13 protein-coding genes are annotated in these 18,026 nt (G+C 29.1%); 4 read left to right on the forward strand and 9 right to left on the reverse strand.

The features are described from left to right. Positions 1-200: 200 nt before the first annotated feature. On the reverse strand, positions 201-941 hold the full coding sequence (gene ymfI / locus ACVHXK_RS08195) for an elongation factor P 5-aminopentanone reductase (RefSeq protein ID WP_461205895.1): 741 nt from the start codon (positions 939-941) through the stop codon (positions 201-203). A 125-nt stretch (positions 942-1,066) separates the two neighbouring features. Between ymfI and ACVHXK_RS08200 the strand changes: the two genes are divergently transcribed. The 3 genes from ACVHXK_RS08200 (at position 1,067) to ACVHXK_RS08210 (ending at position 4,361) form a co-directional block, all read left to right on the forward strand. After that, positions 1,067-1,240, forward strand: a complete 174-nt coding sequence (locus tag ACVHXK_RS08200) for a DUF362 domain-containing protein (protein WP_461205896.1) — start codon at positions 1,067-1,069, stop codon at positions 1,238-1,240. Between the two features lie 216 nt (positions 1,241-1,456). Then, positions 1,457-2,635, forward strand: a complete 1,179-nt coding sequence (locus ACVHXK_RS08205; protein WP_461205897.1) for a cation diffusion facilitator family transporter — start codon at positions 1,457-1,459, stop codon at positions 2,633-2,635. Positions 2,636-2,699: 64 nt separating this feature from the next. Beyond that, entirely contained in the window at positions 2,700-4,361 is a 1,662-nt protein-coding gene (locus ACVHXK_RS08210) for an FAD-dependent oxidoreductase (RefSeq protein WP_461205898.1), read from the forward strand. Positions 4,362-4,363: 2 nt separating this feature from the next. Here ACVHXK_RS08210 and ACVHXK_RS08215 read toward each other — a convergent pair whose 3' ends face one another. The 5 genes from ACVHXK_RS08215 to ACVHXK_RS08235 all read right to left on the reverse strand — a co-directional run bounded on the left by ACVHXK_RS08215 (position 4,364) and on the right by ACVHXK_RS08235 (position 9,854). After that, the gene (locus ACVHXK_RS08215) at positions 4,364-6,499 is read right to left on the reverse strand and encodes a HelD family protein (RefSeq protein WP_461205899.1); all 2,136 of its coding nucleotides are present in this window, start codon (positions 6,497-6,499) and stop codon (positions 4,364-4,366) included. Positions 6,500-6,529: 30 nt separating this feature from the next. Beyond that, a complete protein-coding gene (locus ACVHXK_RS08220) occupies positions 6,530-7,621 on the reverse strand; it encodes a dipeptide epimerase (protein ID WP_461205900.1) in 1,092 nt (363 codons plus the stop codon). A gap of 19 nt (positions 7,622-7,640) precedes the next feature. Next, a complete protein-coding gene (gene lepB, locus ACVHXK_RS08225) occupies positions 7,641-8,171 on the reverse strand; it encodes a signal peptidase I (RefSeq protein WP_461205901.1) in 531 nt (176 codons plus the stop codon). A 262-nt stretch (positions 8,172-8,433) separates the two neighbouring features. Continuing rightward, positions 8,434-9,285, reverse strand: a complete 852-nt coding sequence (locus ACVHXK_RS08230) for a DegV family protein (protein ID WP_461205902.1) — start codon at positions 9,283-9,285, stop codon at positions 8,434-8,436. A gap of 224 nt (positions 9,286-9,509) precedes the next feature. Then, a complete protein-coding gene (locus ACVHXK_RS08235; RefSeq protein WP_461205903.1) occupies positions 9,510-9,854 on the reverse strand; it encodes a hypothetical protein in 345 nt (114 codons plus the stop codon). Positions 9,855-10,158: 304 nt separating this feature from the next. On the opposite strand from ACVHXK_RS08235, the gene nudC reads away from it, so the two are divergent. Beyond that, the gene (gene nudC / locus ACVHXK_RS08240; RefSeq protein WP_461205904.1) at positions 10,159-10,974 is read left to right on the forward strand and encodes an NAD(+) diphosphatase; all 816 of its coding nucleotides are present in this window, start codon (positions 10,159-10,161) and stop codon (positions 10,972-10,974) included. Between the two features lie 214 nt (positions 10,975-11,188). On the opposite strand, the gene ACVHXK_RS08245 is transcribed toward nudC, so the two are convergent. From ACVHXK_RS08245 to rlmD, 3 genes are all read right to left on the reverse strand, one after another. Further along, positions 11,189-11,671 carry a flavodoxin family protein gene (locus ACVHXK_RS08245; RefSeq protein WP_461205905.1) on the reverse strand — a complete coding sequence of 161 codons (483 nt, stop codon included), beginning with the start codon at positions 11,669-11,671 and terminating at the stop codon, positions 11,189-11,191. A 109-nt stretch (positions 11,672-11,780) separates the two neighbouring features. Next, complete coding sequence (locus ACVHXK_RS08250; protein ID WP_461205955.1) at positions 11,781-16,091, reverse strand: acyl-CoA dehydratase activase-related protein; 4,311 nt, start codon at positions 16,089-16,091, stop codon at positions 11,781-11,783. Between the two features lie 375 nt (positions 16,092-16,466). Continuing rightward, the gene (gene rlmD / locus ACVHXK_RS08255) at positions 16,467-17,855 is read right to left on the reverse strand and encodes a 23S rRNA (uracil(1939)-C(5))-methyltransferase RlmD (RefSeq protein WP_461205906.1); all 1,389 of its coding nucleotides are present in this window, start codon (positions 17,853-17,855) and stop codon (positions 16,467-16,469) included. Positions 17,856-18,026 lie beyond the last annotated feature (171 nt).

The raw sequence follows: 18,026 nt of genomic DNA on the forward strand, positions 1-18,026 counted from the left end.
TCAATGACTTCAATGACTTCAATGACTTCAATGACTTCAATGACTTCAATGACTTCAATGACTTCAATGACTTCAATGACTTCAATCCATTATAATAGTTATTTCTCTCTTTATCAAAAGGTTTTAAATTAATTCAAAGATTTTGCGTAGCAAAATCATCCGCAATTGTGCATTGTGCATTGTGCATTGTTAATTGTTTTTCAAATCATTCCCCCATCTATCTTAAGTATACTCCCAGTAATATAAGATGCATCATCAGAACATAAGAAGCATGCTGCCTTTCCTATTTCATTTGGTTCTCCAAATCTATTTAATGGTATCTCCTCTTCTAAAGATTGTTTTTCTTGTTCATCAAAACAATCATTCATCTCTGTATTTATAACTCCTGGTAAGATAGCATTAACTCTTATATTAGACGGTCCAAGTTCTTTAGCTAAAGCTTTAGTGAAAGAATTAATTCCACCTTTAGTAGTAGAATATAACACTTCACAAGATGCACCAACTTCACCCCAAATAGAGGATATATTAAGTATAACACCAGATTTTCTTTCCACCATATGTTTAACTACATTATGTGATACATTAATTGTTCCCTTTAAGTTTACATTAAAAATTTCATCAATACCTTCCTTTGTCATATCCATAAATAAATCTATATTAGAAATACCTGCATTATTGACTAAAATATCTATTTTACCCAATTTACTTATTGTAAAATCTATAAGTTCTTTAGCTTCTTCATATATACTCACATTATTTTTTTTGAGTATTGCGTACCCTCTATTTTCTTTTATATACTCTAAAACATTTTTAGCGGCGTCATCGTTTTTTTGATAGTTCAAGACCACAGTGGCACCACTCGCTGCAAGCTCAATAGCTATTGCCTTTCCAATTCCTCTACTTGAACCTGTTACTACAGCAATTTTGCCTTCAAAATTCATAATTTCACACTCCATCTACATAAAGTATTAACTTTCTTCATTAATTGTAATACAATAATTACTTTTTGTGAATATAAAGAGATTTATTGCAAAAGATAAGTATATTAAATCAAGGAGGTTTAACTATGGCATATATTATTAAAGATAGTTGTATAAAATGTGGTGCTTGTGAACCTGAATGCCCTGTTAACTGCATAACTGAAGGCGATGAAAACTATGTAATTGATCCTAATGTATGTATTGATTGCGGAGCTTGTGCAAGTGTTTGTCCAGTAGATGCGCCTGTACCTCAAGACTAATAAATTTATTATAATACACAAAGGGACTGTATCAGTTTTCTATTCTGAGACAGCCTTTTTTTTATACACATACAAATTCCAAAGTATTATGTATTTGTATGAATTTATGTTGAAGTAGTTTATATATAGTAATAAAATAGTATTAGATGCTATACTTTACAGTTCGCAATAATTTTCTAAAACATATCTATTATTTAGATAAAAGGAGGCACTATTTTGATTTCTGAGCAACTAGTAAAAAAATTCATAAAAAATTATGAGAATGTAGAAAATAAAAAAGTAAGAGAACAATATGGATATCTAGGTGGTATTATTGGAATCATTGCAAACCTTATTTTATTTTCAGTGAAATTATCAGTTGGGGTTATATTAAATAGTATCGCAGTCACTGCTGATGCTTTTAATAACCTTTCTGATACAGTATCATCATTAATAACTATAGTAGGTTTTAAGTTAGCTGCTAAACCAGCAGACCATGAACATCCCTACGGTCATGGAAGAATCGAATATATTTCTGGACTTATAGTATCATTTATGGTTCTTTATGTTGGTATAGAGTTTTTAAAAACTTCCATCAGTAGAATAATAACTCCTGCAGAAATTAAATTTAAATTAATACCCTTCATTTTAATTTTAATTTCTATCAGCATAAAAGTATGGCTTAGTAAATTTAATAAATTTATGGGTACTAAAATTAATTCATCTGCCTTAAAAGCTTCTTCTGTAGATGCATTAAGTGATGTTTTCTCTTCATCTGTAGTTGCTTTATCCCTCCTTGCAAGTAAATATGTATCTTTCCCCATTGATGGATACATAGGCACCTTTATTTCATTATTTATTTTATATTCAGGGTATACTCTTATAAAAGATACTATTAACCCATTACTTGGAGAAGCTCCAGATAACGAATTAATAACTTTAATTGAAAGGCAAGTTCTAAAAAATGATTATATTTTAGGTACTCATGATTTAGTTGTCCACAATTATGGACCTAGTAGAACAATGGCAACTATTCATGCAGAAGTATCATCTACTGAAAATATTATGGCTATACACGAAGTAATTGATGAAATTGAAAGAAAAATATTTGAAGAGCATAATATTTTCCTTGTTATACATATGGACCCTTTAAATATTGATGATAATGATTTAAAGAAAGCAATGGAAGAACTGGCTGAAATTCTTTATAAATATCCTGAAGTTAAATCATTTCATGATTTAAGAATAGTAGGTGAAAGAGAAAATAAAAATTTAATATTTGATATAGTAATTGACAGAAACTCAAATTTTAATTTCAAAGATGAAAAAATACTTATGGCAAAAATAAATAGGTCTATTAAAAAAACACATCCTTTTTATGAAGCAATTATTACTTTAGATAGAGATTATTCATAATTAATTTATTATTATATATTAAAAAGTTAATACTTTATTCAAAATATAATACGGAGGTAATCAAATGAAGATTGTAGTAATTGGATCAGTAGCAGCCGGAACATCAGCTGCTGCAAAAGCAAGAAGAAATATGGAGGACGCTGAAATAATTATTTATGAAAAAGATAAGGATATCTCTTATTCGGGATGTGGTCTACCTTATTTCATAGGTAAAAAAGTTGATACTATTGAAAAGTTAATCCCACGTAATGCAGCTTTTTTTAAGAAAAAATATAATATTGATATCAAAACAAGGCATGAAGTTCTTCAAATTGATTCTAAAAACAAAAAACTTAAAATAATAAATCTGCAGACAAAAGATATTTTTGAAGATACTTATGATAAATTAGTAATTTCAACGGGTGCTACCCCATTTATTCCTAAAATTATTGATATTGATAAAAAGAATGTTTTCCCTCTACGAAATCCAACTAATGCTGTAGATATACATAATTTTATAGAAGAATATAATCCAACAAAAGCTACCATTGTAGGTGCTGGATTTATTGGCTTAGAAGTCGCTGAAAATCTCAAAGAAATAGGAATAGATGTTACTATTGTAGAACTTGCAAATCAAGTAATGCCTCCACTTGATAAAGATATGGCAGTTTATATCGAAAGACATTTAAAAGAAAAAGGGATTAAATTATTATTAGGGGATGCTGTTACAGAAATAAGAGGCGATACTTTAGGTCGTAAAGTAATATTAAAAAGTGGTGATACCATAGATACAGAATTAATTATAATGTCTGTAGGAATAAGACCTAATGTAAATTTAGCTGTAAAATCAGGAGTTGAACTAGGGGAAACAAGAGCGATAAAAGTTAATAATAAAATGCAAACTAATATTGATTCTATTTACTCTTGTGGAGATTGCGCTGAAAGTTATTCTTTAATTACAAAAAAAAGCATCTATGTACCACTTGGATCAACTGCCAATAAAATGGGTAGGATAGCCGGTGATAGTTTAACTGGTGGTTCTTTGGAATTCAGAGGAATACTCGGAACTGGTATATTTAAAGTATTTGACTTATCCGTAGCTATGACTGGTTTAACAGAAAAACAAGCTATAAAAGATGGTTTTGAAATAGAAGTATGCCACAATATAAAGCCAGATAAACCTGCTTATATGGGTGGTAAACAAATGACCATAAAAGCAATCGCTGATAAAAATACAGGGAAATTACTGGGAGCTCAAATTATCGGTCCTCAAGGAATAGATAAAAGAATAGATATCTTTGTAACTGCCATAACATATGGTGCAAAAGTTGAAGATTTATTTCATCTCGATTTAGCTTATGCCCCTCCATTTTCAATAACAAAAGATCCTGTCATGTATACAGGCATGATTTTAGATAATGCAATAAACAAAGGACGAAAGCTAATTACTCCTGAAAAGCTTGATATAATAATTAATTCAAATGAAGACGTTCAAATAATAGATGCCAGAATAGAAGACCAGTATATAAAAAACAACGTTACCCAATCAATAAATATACCTCATGCTGAAATGCGTTGTGCTTGCCAAAAATTAGATAAAGACAAAACCACTGTAACTTATTGCAACAAAGGGGTAACAGGAAATGCCGCTCAAAATATACTATTAAACAAAGGCTTCAAAAAAGTATATAACCTTTCTGGTGGAAATACAAATTACCAAATTCAAAAGAAAAAGAAAACTGATTAATTTCAGTCTTCTTTTTTTAAATTATATACCTCTAGTTTATGAAGTGCCCTTGTTGCCATAATATACTTTATTTTATTATTTTGAAACTCTAGACTGTCTTCTTCAACTAAAATTACAGCATCAAATTCTAAGCCTTTCGCATAATATGCAGGAAGAATTACAACTCCTTTTTTAAACAAAATATCTTCTTTATCTAATAATAAAATAGGCATCTTTTGTTTTATTAAAAGAGAAATCCTTTCACTAGTTTTTAAATCTCTGCATATAATTGCTATACTACCATAGTCTTTATAATCTATGCTATTTATCCTATCTATTATTTCTTGTGCCATAACATCATAACCTGCAAATTCTTTTTCTAGAACACTATCCCCATTTCTTACAAGAGGAACAATTTTATTATCTAAAAATTTATTTGCATATTCCATAATTTCTTGCGTTGACCTATAGCTCTTATCTAAATTATATAACTCTACATTATCATAAAAATTATTCAATTCTAAAAATGGAATTTCTTCATTAAGAGTTAAAAGCCTTTGATTAGAATCTCCTACTATTGTGTAAGATTTGCACCCTGTAATTTCTTTAATCACTATAAATTGTAATTCACTATAATCTTGCGCTTCATCGATAACTACATATTTTAATTCTTCATCTAAAACAAAACCTTCTAGCTTATTTTTCAGATAAAGCATTGGAGCTAAATCATCAATTGTAAATTCATCAGCATTCATTAGCTTTGAATATAAATGGACTACTGATTCATTCTCTAACCAATCTAAAGATTTCTTTGCATTTATTACATTTCTAATAACATCTCTAATCTTCAATTTTCTTTTATACTCAATTTCCGGTGCTTCTTCTTCTTTATCTTCTCTCTTTATTTTTTCCATTTCATTTTCATACCAAGTTTTAATTTTTCTTATTTGATTATCTCTTTCTTCTAATATCTTTGAATATAATATTCTCTTTATTTTTTTGTTTCTTCTAAATAAAGGCATATTTTTATAATATAAGAATAATTCTTGAATTACTTCTTTATTTATAAATATACTATTACCAAAATTCAAATCCCTAAAAATAAAGTATCTATCATTTAGCACACTAACAAATCTATCTAATTGCACTATAAATTCCTTGGATGTTTTAGTTTTTATAGTGTTTAAAAATTCTTCATCTTTTGCAAAAACTTTTTCCATATATTTGTTTGTTTCCATTATTTTATCTAAGTCTAAAATTTCCAAAGCAAATTCTTGAAATGTAGCTTGATTTACTCCTATTTCACCTAAACTAGGAAGTACCTCTGATATGTATTCCATAAATATCCTATTTGGCCCAAGTATCATCAACTTATCCTGCAAAATTTCTCTATAATTATAAAGTAAATATGCTATTCTATGTAATGCTATAGTTGTTTTCCCACTTCCAGCAACACCATTCACTACTATTGTTTTTTTTCTGTCTTTTCTTATAATATCATCTTGCTCACCTTGGATAGTCATAATAATATCCTTAAGCTTATCACCTGTATTCTTAGCTAACATCATTTGAAGAATATCATCTTTTACTTCTATATCAGAATCGAACATTCCTAATAACTTTCCAGCTTTAATTATAAACTGTCTCTTTTGAGTTACTTTTACAGGTATTGATCCCACTGGTGCTTTGTACTCTATATTACCAAGCTTTCCTGCATAAAACAATGATGCTATGGGTGCTCTCCAATCCACAACAATAGGCTCATTTGATTCTTCAATAGTTACTCCAAATCTTCCAATATAAATATTTTCTAATTCATCGTATTCTTCGTCTACAAATTCTACTTTCCCATAATAAGGCGAATCTTTTAATATTGACAATTCTTTTAATTTTCTATCAATATAACTAAAGCTCTCTTCTTTATAAAATCTCTCGTGATCAAAATATTTTGTTACTTCATCTTCATCATCCTTATATTCATCCATAGCTTCTTTTCTATAATCACGAATATAATTTGCTGCTTTTTTTCTTTTTTCTATAAACCTTATTATTTCCTCTCTAATAAGATTTATAGTTTTATTAAGATAGTCTTCTTCTAATTCTTTTTGTCTTTCTTTCTCTAACTCTATCATAATTTCATTTTCAAATCCATTGTTCATAATTTTCATCACCCTTAAATTAAAAATACTTTATACTTCTAATTCTTCCCAATTTTCCACTTCTAATATACCTAATCCAGGAGCATCATTTGCTAAAATCATATTATCTTTAATTGTAACTCCACCTTTTATTGTATCCTTTTCATAAATCATAAGCATATCTAAATCTGTTTTTGTTATATTCTTTTTTGCAAAAGCTAAACTTGCTGCAGCAGAAAGACCTATCTTACTTTCTACCATACACCCCATCATACATTCTATGCCTGCCATTTCTGCTAAATTAATTATTTTCACAGCATTATGGAAGCCACCACACTTCATCAATTTAATATTTATAGAATTTGCAGCTCTATTATTTATAATATTAAAAGCATCTTCAAAAGTATGAACAGATTCATCCGCTAAAATAGGTGTAAGTACATTATTTGTAACTTGTTTTAATCCTTCTAAATCCCAAGCATTTACTGGTTGCTCAATTAGTTCAATATTTAAATCTAAATCTTCAAACTTAGTAATTAATTTTATCGCTTCTTTAGGACTCCATCCTTGATTTGCATCAACTATAATCTTAGTGTCTTTTCTAACTGCTTGTCTTATAGCTTTGACTCTGTTCAAATCCATACAAGGTTTTGTGCCTACTTTAACTTTCAGATACTTAAACCCATCTCTTATAGCTTCTAAAGACTCTTGAACCATTTCTTCTATAGTACCTATTCCAATAGTTATATCAGTACTAATTTTTTGTTTATTTCCACCAAAATATTTATATAATGGTATTTTGTATTTTTTACCAAGCAAATCATATACAGCCATATCTAATGCCGCCTTTGCACTAGTATTTCTAACTATTTCATTGTCAATTATAAACATAATTCCTTCTACATCATCTATATCTTTTCCAATTAGTTTAGGTTTAATTTTTTTTATTGCTGCAACTATAGAAGCATTTGTTTCACCTGTAATTAATGGAGTTGGAGCTGCACTGCCAATTCCTTCTTCTTGTGTATCAGTTATAATTTTAATAACTATTTCTTCTACACTAGTCGCAGGTCCTATAATAGATTTGAAACTTCTTTTTAAAGGAACATTAATTTTCCCTATTTTTATATCCCTTATTTCCATAGTAAAATCCCCCTATTTTTTACAAGGCTTCTTCTCCAATTTTAAATTTACCAAATCTATCAAATGGATAAATTATAAATCTTGCTTTACCTCTTATTTTGGAACCATCGATATATGGTTCTTTCCAATACCTAGCATCTTTTGAGTTTCCTCTGTTATCTCCTAAGAAAAAATATGAATTCTCAGGTACTTTAAAACTTCCTGCTGCATCCCCTGAATTTAAAACATAAGGTTCCTCTAATAATTGTCCATTAATAAATACTTTACCTGAATCTTCAATTAAAATATTATCACCTGGTAAACCTATTAATCTTTTAATCAAAGTTTCATCAAGTTCATCGGAATCAAAAACAACAATATCTCCTCTAACTAATTTCTCTAAATTATAAATTCTTGTTACAACCATTCTGTCCCCTGGTGTAATAGTAGGGTACATTGAACTAGTTGGAACAGTAACATTAAAAAAAACAAATTTATTAATTATGTATGCAATTAACAATGCTGATATAACTGGTATAACCCATTCAGTAAAAAAACTCTTTTTCTTCATTATATCTCTCCTAATTTTCAAGTTTTGCATAATTCTATAAAAGCTAAATTAATCATAAATTATAATATTTTTTTCCGACAAGAACTATTATACTACTATTTTATCACATTATTCAATTTATAATATAGTACACATTTATATCTATTAAAATCACAATAAAAAATATACCTCGCCAAATAAAAAAAGAAATTATTGATTTACAAATAATTTCTTTTTCTAAATATAAAATTTCAATAATATGTCACCGATAAATGTTTATATTTTAAAACGTTAAAACTACTCCACCATCGGAAGTATATATAGTGCTTAACCCATTAGTCTCTAAAATATGGATGTTTTTAAAATTATAACGCTCCTTAATCATTTCTTTAATATCTAAAGCCTTTTGCAGTGCATTGCAGTGTGAAATAAAAATTTCTTTTTCTTCTATATTAAGTCCTATGCTTCTTTCTTCAATTGAATCTAACAAGGCTTTATACGCTCTCTTAGTTCCTCTTGCTTTTTTATATAAAGTTATCTCACCATTTCCATCTTCACCTAAAATAAGCTTAATATGTAGTAGATTAGCAATTATTCCCTTTACTTTATTTAAACGTCCATTCTTCATAAGATTATTTAAATCCTCTAAAATAAACAAAGTTCTCATTTCTTTTACAAAAGAAATAGCTTTTCTATAAATTTCTGCTGCAGTCATTTCCTGCTGATTTTGCAATAATTCCATTAAATAATACGTTATACAAGTTTCTGCTGATGCCGCACTTTTTGAATCTATTAAATATATTTCTTTTTCATTATGTTCTTCCAAATACATTTTTTTTGCTAGTACAGCACTATTATAGGTACCACTTAGATTTGAAGATATTGTCACAACAAATATTACTTCATCATCATCCCCTTCAAATGCCTCTATAAAATCATTAGGAGAAGGACAAGATGTTTTTGCAGGATGAGGACTATCCGCCATTAACTCTATCATTTCAATTTGCGTTTTTTCAATATCTTTAAATGAGTGCTCATCTATTTGGATAGTAAATGGTATAAACTTAACATCTTTTAGCTTATTACTACCAATTTCTAAATCACATGATGTATCTGCAACTATTCTATATTTCATTCACCTACATATGCTTTTTTAGTAATCCATCATTATACTAAAAACAGCATATGAATTCACCACCTTTTTAAAGTATACTTAATTCACCATTACTATATTTAAAAATATAATTATATCTTTTTATAGTTTTCAATACTACATGCTATATATTATACACTAGTTTAAGTAATATGTATATATTGTGAAATGATACTATATCCAATTTAACATAAAGATAAGTTTCTCTAATTAGACCCTACTAAACTAATTATTTGACCTATAGCTTTTTTAGATTCTGGCAAATTTAAAAAAGGCCAAACATGAATAATATCTTTATATTCAAAATAATTGATATTGCCCCCCTTTTCTTCATCAATTGATTTAAATCTTAGTGCATCAGGCTCTAATATATCGTTAGTTCCAGTAAATATACTTATTTTTTCTATATCCAATTTTGAGTATAATCTTTTTGGTGGCTTATTAACATTATTATTCTCAAAGCAACCATTATCAAGAGATTTATCAATGGAATTTTTGATATTAGAACATTTAAGTATGCTATGCAGGACTTTACTTTGAATACTTGCCATTTAATCACCCCTTTCTTTGATTTTATTATTTAAAATCTTATACTATCTATTTTAAAGAGAGTTTTATAATGAATACTCTCTAATTAATATTATAAACTTAAAACATCTAAATAACTTTATCTAAAATTAAATAAATAATAATTAGCATATCAAATGAAATTATTGCCTTTTCACCTATTATATTAACACCTATTGTGCTAAAATTAAAAATAAATTGATACAGTATTTATTACTTTTATCAATACAGAGTTTTAATTCATTATAACTATCTGATTAAAAACTCTATAAACTTAGGAGTGAAAAAATGGAACTAGAAAATTATATGTCAAATAATAAAATTAACTCTTATTCTTTTTTAATCTTTAATAAAGATGAATTATTAATTAAAAAAGATGAAACACTATTAATCCTTCCTGATGAAAATACTTTCAAAACTGATATCTTAAGTGAACTTGATGGCTTTTTTATCTGCGAGTATAACAATATAAAATATTATGTAATTGATCTTCAACAAGATTTAGTTTTACCTGAAAATTATATTTTCAAAAGATACTACGATTGTAGAGATTTCTGCAAACAAAAAATATTTTCTATAGCAGGACAGGCTTACCAATTATTAAATTGGAGTAGAAAACATCAATACTGTGGTGTATGTGGAACACAATTTAAGTCAATGAATTCAGATAGATCAAAAAGTTGTCCAAAATGTAATAATTTATTATTTCCACAAACTTCCCCCGCAATCATAGTTGCAATTATTAAAGATAATAAACTTCTTTTAGCACATAACAATAACTTCCCAGAAGGTTTATATAGTATTATCGCTGGATTTGTTGAACTAGGCGAATCATTAGAAGAAACTGTTCGCCGTGAAGTTATGGAAGAAGTAGGATTAAAAGTTAAAAATATAAGATATTTTAGTAGCCAACCTTGGCCATTTCCTAATTCATTAATGCTTGGATTTGTTGCTGACTATGACTCAGGAGAAATAAAAACAGATGGAGTTGAAATTGCTCATGCTGATTGGTTCACTGCAGATAATCTTCCAATCATACCTCATAAACAGAGTATAGCAAGAACATTAATCGATTGGTATATCAGCAATTATACACAAAACTAATATCTATTTCACACAAAAATAAACCCACACTTCAAATAGTGTGGGTTTAACGCATAAACTTATTCTAGGGGGGGATAAGTTATTTCTATTTATTTACTTGTTATCTATTTATTAATTATATAATACGCCCGTTATGTGACAAGTAAGTGTTGAAAATGTTTCTAAAATGTTAATCTATTATTATATAAGAAGTTATCCGATTAATTCTCTTTACTTATTTAAATAATTCTTTAACTTTTCTAGCAACTCTTTCAGCAAATATTTCTACTCTTTCCTTTTGGTCTTCAGTTCCATCTTTTATAAGTACAGAACCAAAGTGTGTATATGGTTGTCCTTCACTTGCACCAACTGAGTAAGTAAACATTCCTTTAACTAATAGTTCACTTATAATAGCTAATTCACCATTATCAGCTCCGCCACCTATAAAGTTTTCTGTTGCAAATACACAACCTACTTTTCCAGCTAATTTAATTTTACAAGTATCAAGCCATTTTTTCATTTGCCAAGAATACGTTCCTGCATAAGTAGGTGTTCCAAAAAATACAACCTTTGCTTCATTAACAAACTCTTCGTCAATATCATTAATTGACATACATTTTGTTTCAACATCTTCAACTTTCTCTGCGCCTTTAGCAACAAGTGCTGCTGCTTTTTCTGTATTACCTGATTCACTGTGATAAATAACTGCAATTTTCATTTTATTATCAATCTCCTTTAAACATTTATATGTTTAAATTTTACACCATTATATCAATATGTTCAAATTTACATTTTTTATAAATATAACTAATTTTTAACACTCCATTTTATATTATTTCTTCATCACACTCTACGCAATTTGATAGATTTTTATTAGCTACAGATAACATTAATTTTATTCTATTTAATTGGTTTACTTCACTAGCACCTGGGTCATAGTCTATTGCAACAATATTAGCTTTTGGGTGCTTTTCTTTAATTGGTTTAATCATAGCTTTACCAATAACATGATTCGGTAAACATCCAAAAGGTTGTACACAAACAATATTTTCATATCCATGTTTTACCAACTCAACCATTTCACCTGTTAAAAACCAGCCTTCTCCTGTTTGATTTCCAAGAGAAATTAGTTCCTTCGCATGTTTTGCTTTTTCTTCTATACTTGAAGGCGGCATAAAATTGGTGCTTTTTTCAAAAGCCTTTCTAGCAGGTCTTTTGTACATATCACAGATTTTAATAAACATATTAGAACGCTTCCAAGCTTTTTTAGTGCCATTTAACTTTTCATATTTAAACTTAGCTGTATAGGCTGAATATAAGAAGAAATCTAACAAGTCTGGAACACTAACTTCTGCACCTTCTTCTTCTAATACTTTAACTATTTGGTTATTTCCTGTTGGATGATATTTTATTAATATCTCACCAACAATCCCCACTTTGGGTTTAATGATATTCTGTCTTTCTAATGTATCAAATTCAGCTATAATTTTTTTAACATTATTTTTGTAAGTAATAACATTTCCAGTTTGAATATTTTTTATTGCAATTTCTCTCCATTTGCTATGCAAAGCATCTGTAGCTCCTTTTACTTTCTCATAAGGCCTTGTAGCTTGTGTAGCACGCAAGAAAATATCCCCATATACTAGTGCCATTACTGCTTTATTAAGCATTGATGGATTAATATTAAATCCAGGATTTTCTTCTATACCATACGCATTAAGTGAGATTACAGGAATATGTTCCATATGTGTATCTTTTAATGCTTTTCTAATTAAACTGACATAACTAGATGCTCTACATCCACCACCAGTTTGACTCATAATAACAGCAGTATTATCCAAATCATATTCTCCTGATTTAAGAGCTTTCATAATTTGACCAATAGTTATAATAGCAGGATAACAAGCGTCATTATTCACATGTTTGACTCCTTCTTCTACAGAACCCGGATCAACACCTGGCAATATGACTAAGTTATATCCTTCACTTTGAAACACCGGTTTTATAAAATCAAAATGAATAGGAGACATATTTGGTGCTAATATAGTATAGTTTTTTTTGTTTTCCTTTGTAAAGAAAGCTTTATTCTTATACATATCAACTTTCTTTGGAATTACATTTTTTCTTTCACGCTCATCAATAGCAGCTTTTAATGAACGCATTCTAATCTTAATGGCTCCAAGATTATTCCCTTCATCAATTTTAATAAGTGTAAAAATCTTTCCATAGCTTTCTAATATCTCACTTACCTGATCACTTGTTACTGCATCAATTCCACAACCAAATGATGTTAATTGAACAAGCTCTAATCTATCATTTTTTCCTACAACCTCTGCTGCTGAATACATTCTACTGTGATAACTCCATTGGTCAAGAACTCTTAATTTAGGGTCCTTTTCTTTTAGATGGAATATAGAATCCTCTGTTAAGACAGCCATACCAAGGTTTGTAATAATATTCGTTAATCCATGATTTATTTCTTCATCAACATGATATGGTCTTCCAGCCAAAACAATTCCTCTTTTATTGTTGTCTTCTAGATATTTAATAACTTCTTCACCTTTTTGGGCAATCTCATTTCTAACCTTGTGTTTTTCATCCCAAGCTTTTTTAGCAGCTTCTTTTATCTCTTCATATGATATATCAAATCCGTACTCTATGAACTCTTCATTTAATCGCTCCGCTAACCTCGTTTCATCATCCATTGGTAAAAATGAATTCATTAAGGTTACATTTTTCTCTTTCAACATACCAACATTATTTTTAATAGTTTCGGGATATGAAGTTACAATTGGACAATTATAATTATTATTTGCCTCAGTTCTTTCTTTTACTTCATATGGAATACATGGATAGAATATAAATGGCACTCCTTTTTTAATCAGATTAATAATATGTCCATGTACAAGCTTAGCTGGATAACATACTGACTCAGATGGTATTGTCTCCATTCCTTCTTCATATATTTTTTTACTTGATTTTGGGGATAACTCTACCCTAAATCCTAACTCCGTAAAAAACGTAAACCAATATGGATAATTTTCATATAAATTTAAGACACGAGGTATTCCAACAACCCCTCTTTTTGCTTCCTCTTTTTTTAAAGGCTTGTATGCAAATAATCTGCGCATCTTATAGTCATACAAATTAGGAATTTCTTTGTTTGTAAGCTCTTTTCCTGCGCCTCTTTCACATCTATTACCTGACACATATTTTCTACCATTACTAAAATTTGTAGTAGTTAGCAAGCAATGATTGGCACATAACTTACAGCGATCAATTACTGGACTAAATTTAAATTCTGTTAATTCATCCTTTTCAAGCAATGTTGTATTATCTCCTTGAGCAAATCTCTCTTTTGCAATCAAAGCTGCTCCAAAAGCTCCCATAAGTCCGGCAATATCTGGTCTAATGACTTCTCTCTCAGAAATAATCTCAAAAGCTCTAAGAACTGCGTTATTATAGAAAGTTCCCCCTTGGACAATAATTTTTTCTCCCATTTGTTTTGGGTCTCTAATCTTGATTACTTTCTGTAATGCATTTTTAATAACTGAGTAGGATAATCCTGCTGATATCTCTCCTACAGATGCTCCTTCTTTTTGAGCTTGTTTAACACGTGAATTCATAAAAACTGTACATTTAGAGCCAAGGTCTGCTGGTCCATTTGACAATAATGCTTCCTCAGCAAAATCCTTAACTTTATAATTAAGTGAAGTTGCAAAAGTTTCAATAAAAGAACCACAACCTGATGAGCAAGATTCATTAAGTAATATATCATCTACAACACCATTTTTTATACGTAGACATTTCATATCTTGTCCACCAATATCTAGTATAAAATCAACTCCAGGTAAAAAGAACTCTGCTGCTTTATAGTGTGCAATTGTTTCAATTTCACCAATATCTACTTGAAGCGCCTCTTTAATAAGTGCCTCACCATACCCAGTAACAGTAGATTTTACAATAGTTGCTTTTTTAGGCAGCATATCATATATTTCTCTCAATATTTTAATAACTAACGCGAGAGGCTCTCCATTATTACTTCCATAATATGAATATAATAATTCACCCTGTTCATTTATAAGTACTACCTTCGTAGTTGTAGAACCTGCATCTATACCTAAATAACAATTGCCTTCATAACTACAAATCGCTGCACGCTTAGCAATGTTTTTTCCATGTCTTAACTTAAATGCATCAAGTTCTTCTTTATCTTTAAATAATGAATTTAGTCTAGGAACCTCATTTACAAAAGAATTCTTTAAATTCTCTGCCTTTTGAAGTAATTCTCTAAAAGTAATGTATTCCATAAATTCAGATTCTATTGCCGCTCCTAGGGCAACAAACAACTGGGAGTTTTCTGGAATTATTGCTGCATCATCAGATAATTCTAAGGTTTCAATAAATCTATTTCTCAGTTCTGGTAAAAAGTACAGTGGACCTCCTAGGAATGCAATATTCCCTCTTATAGGTTTTCCACAAGCAAGACCAGCTATTGTTTGATTTACAACTGCTTGAAAAATTGATGCTGCTATATCTTCTCTTGGAGCACCGTCATTAATAAGTGGCTGTATATCTGTTTTAGCATACACTCCACACCTTGCAGCAATTGGGTAAATAGCATTATATCCCTTAGCTAATTCGTTTAACCCCATTGCATCTGTTTTTAACAAGGATGCCATTTGGTCAATAAATGCGCCTGTACCACCTGCACAAATACCATTCATTCTTTGATCAATAGAGCTTCCTTCAAAATATGTTATCTTGGCATCTTCACCACCAAGTTCAATTGCTACATCTGTTCTAGGTATTATTTTTTCTACTGTTGTAGCACAAGCAACTACCTCTTGAATAAATGGGGCATCTAGCCATTTAGAAATAGAAAGTCCGCCAGAACCTGTAACCATTATTGTAACTTCGCTATCTTCAAATTGTTTGTATGCATCTATTATAAGTGTTAAAACAGTATCCTTGATATCTGAATAATGTCTTTCATATCTACCATATAATATTTTCTGTTCTTCATCTATAACTACTAGCTTTACAGTAGTTGAACCCACATCTAGACCCAAATGTATTAATTTTGTATTCAATTCATTATTTAATTTTACATCTTTACTAATATTTTTATCATTAATTGTAGCCAATAATATTTCCTCCTTTATCACAGTCAACTATCAAATTTTATTAAAAACCAACGCGAATCTGGTTAAATATAGCCAATAAATATTGACCTCATTTAACCAGATTCACTTTGTTTCTTTTATACCTTCTTTTCTTTATAAACAGTTTATAAATATTCTATTATATATATAATTACACTATCAACTGTTTTTGTAAATACAATTTTTTTTAATAGTTACTATCAATTTTGTTAGTATTGAGATTCTAAGAAAAAAATGCCTCAATTTGTTAACCCTTAGTTAAAATAATTTTCCTCCATAAAAATTTTATGGAGGAAAAAGGGGTCAAAACAACTATTTTTTAGTATGTTATTTTCTTGTAGAATGTTTTTAATGCTTAACTAGACGAACAACCGTCTCCACATGACTAGATTGTGAAAACATATCAACTGGTTGTACTTCTTCTACAGCATACCCATATTCATGTAACATATTAACATCTCTAGCTAAAGTTGAAGGGTCGCAAGACACATATACTATTTTCTGAGGTAAACTTTCGCCAATTGCAACTAATAACTCTTTATCACAGCCTTTTCTTGGTGGGTCTACAACAATTACATCAGGTTTAATCCCTTCTTCTAATAATGCAGGAATTATTTCTTCTGATTTACCCACAATAAATTCACAATTATCCACAGAGTTTTCCTCAGCATTTATTTTTGCCTTCTCTATAGCATCTGCAATTATTTCTACCCCGTATACTTTTTTAGCTTTTTGTGCTAAAAATAATGTAATAGTACCAGTACCACAATAAGCATCAAACACAACTTCATTTCCAGTTAACCCAGCGAATTCTATAGCCTTATTATATAGCTTTTCTGTTTGAATAGGATTAACTTGGAAAAATGCTACTGCCGATATATTAAATTTAAATTGTCCTATATAATCTACTATACTATCTTTACCCCACAATGTTTTATAATCATCCCCAAGGATTTTATTTCCTTTATTAGGATTAATATTATGTATTACACTAACCACATTATCAAGTTCTTCATTAATCATAGATATATACTCTTCAACATAAGGTAATTTTTTCATCTTTGTCACAAGTACGATCATTATTTCGCCTGTCTTAAAACCTCTTCGTATAACTAAATGTCTCAAAAGTCCTGAATGTCTTTGTTCATTATAAGGTTTTATTAAATATTTATTAATCCACAATCTTGTAATATTTATTATTTTATCTGCATCTTCATGCTGAATAAAGCATTCCTCAACATTTATAAGATCATGACTTCTCTCTAAGTAAAAACCAATATCAGTATTCCCAGTAGCATTTAACCGAATAGGTAATTGAACTTTATTTCTGTATCTATATGGGGTTTCCATCCCTATTGTATCTTTAAGAATTCCCTCGTTTAATGCTTTCTCATCTATTTTGCCTATTTTAACTAAGCAATCTTTTACTCTATTCTTCTTGAACTCTAACTGCCCTTCATAATTCATATGCTGCAAATTACATCCACCACACTTATTATAAATAGGACAAACAGGTTCTTCTCTCTTTTTTGATGCTTCAATTACTTCCAACAACTTTCCGAAAGCAAAATTCTTATTTACCTTAATACATTTAACCTTTACCTTTTCTCCTTCAATAGCACCTTTTATAAACATAGGATATCTATCTACCTTAGCAATTCCTTCACCTTCATAACCTTGATCTATTATATCTAATATATATTCTTCATTCTTAACAAAAATCTTTTCTTTCTCCATTATAATCCTCCTATCAATCTAAAAAATCTATAAATCAACACTTCTCTATTGTAAACTAAAAAAACATATTTGCAATAACTTTTACAAATATGTTTTACTTTCATATTTATTTTACCTACCATAAAAAATCTTTTAATCTTTTAATCTTTAATCTTTTAATCTTTTAATCTT

Source organism: Clostridium sp. DL1XJH146 (genome assembly GCF_054819755.1).

Bases quoted from the DNA above. Each gene is read 5' to 3' on its own strand.
- ymfI (WP_461205895.1), bottom strand. From the start codon at position 941: ATGAATTTTGAAGGCAAAATTGCTGTAGTAACAGGTTCAAGTAGAGGA.
- ACVHXK_RS08200 (WP_461205896.1), top strand. From the start codon at position 1,067: ATGGCATATATTATTAAAGATAGTTGTATAAAATGTGGTGCTTGTGAA.
- ACVHXK_RS08210 (WP_461205898.1), top strand. From the start codon at position 2,700: ATGAAGATTGTAGTAATTGGATCAGTAGCAGCCGGAACATCAGCTGCT.
- ACVHXK_RS08215 (WP_461205899.1), bottom strand. From the start codon at position 6,499: ATGAACAATGGATTTGAAAATGAAATTATGATAGAGTTAGAGAAAGAA.
- ACVHXK_RS08220 (WP_461205900.1), bottom strand. From the start codon at position 7,621: ATGGAAATAAGGGATATAAAAATAGGGAAAATTAATGTTCCTTTAAAA.
- lepB (WP_461205901.1), bottom strand. From the start codon at position 8,171: ATGAAGAAAAAGAGTTTTTTTACTGAATGGGTTATACCAGTTATATCA.
- ACVHXK_RS08230 (WP_461205902.1), bottom strand. From the start codon at position 9,285: ATGAAATATAGAATAGTTGCAGATACATCATGTGATTTAGAAATTGGT.
- ACVHXK_RS08235 (WP_461205903.1), bottom strand. From the start codon at position 9,854: ATGGCAAGTATTCAAAGTAAAGTCCTGCATAGCATACTTAAATGTTCT.
- nudC (WP_461205904.1), top strand. From the start codon at position 10,159: ATGGAACTAGAAAATTATATGTCAAATAATAAAATTAACTCTTATTCT.
- ACVHXK_RS08245 (WP_461205905.1), bottom strand. From the start codon at position 11,671: ATGAAAATTGCAGTTATTTATCACAGTGAATCAGGTAATACAGAAAAA.
- rlmD (WP_461205906.1), bottom strand. From the start codon at position 17,855: ATGGAGAAAGAAAAGATTTTTGTTAAGAATGAAGAATATATATTAGAT.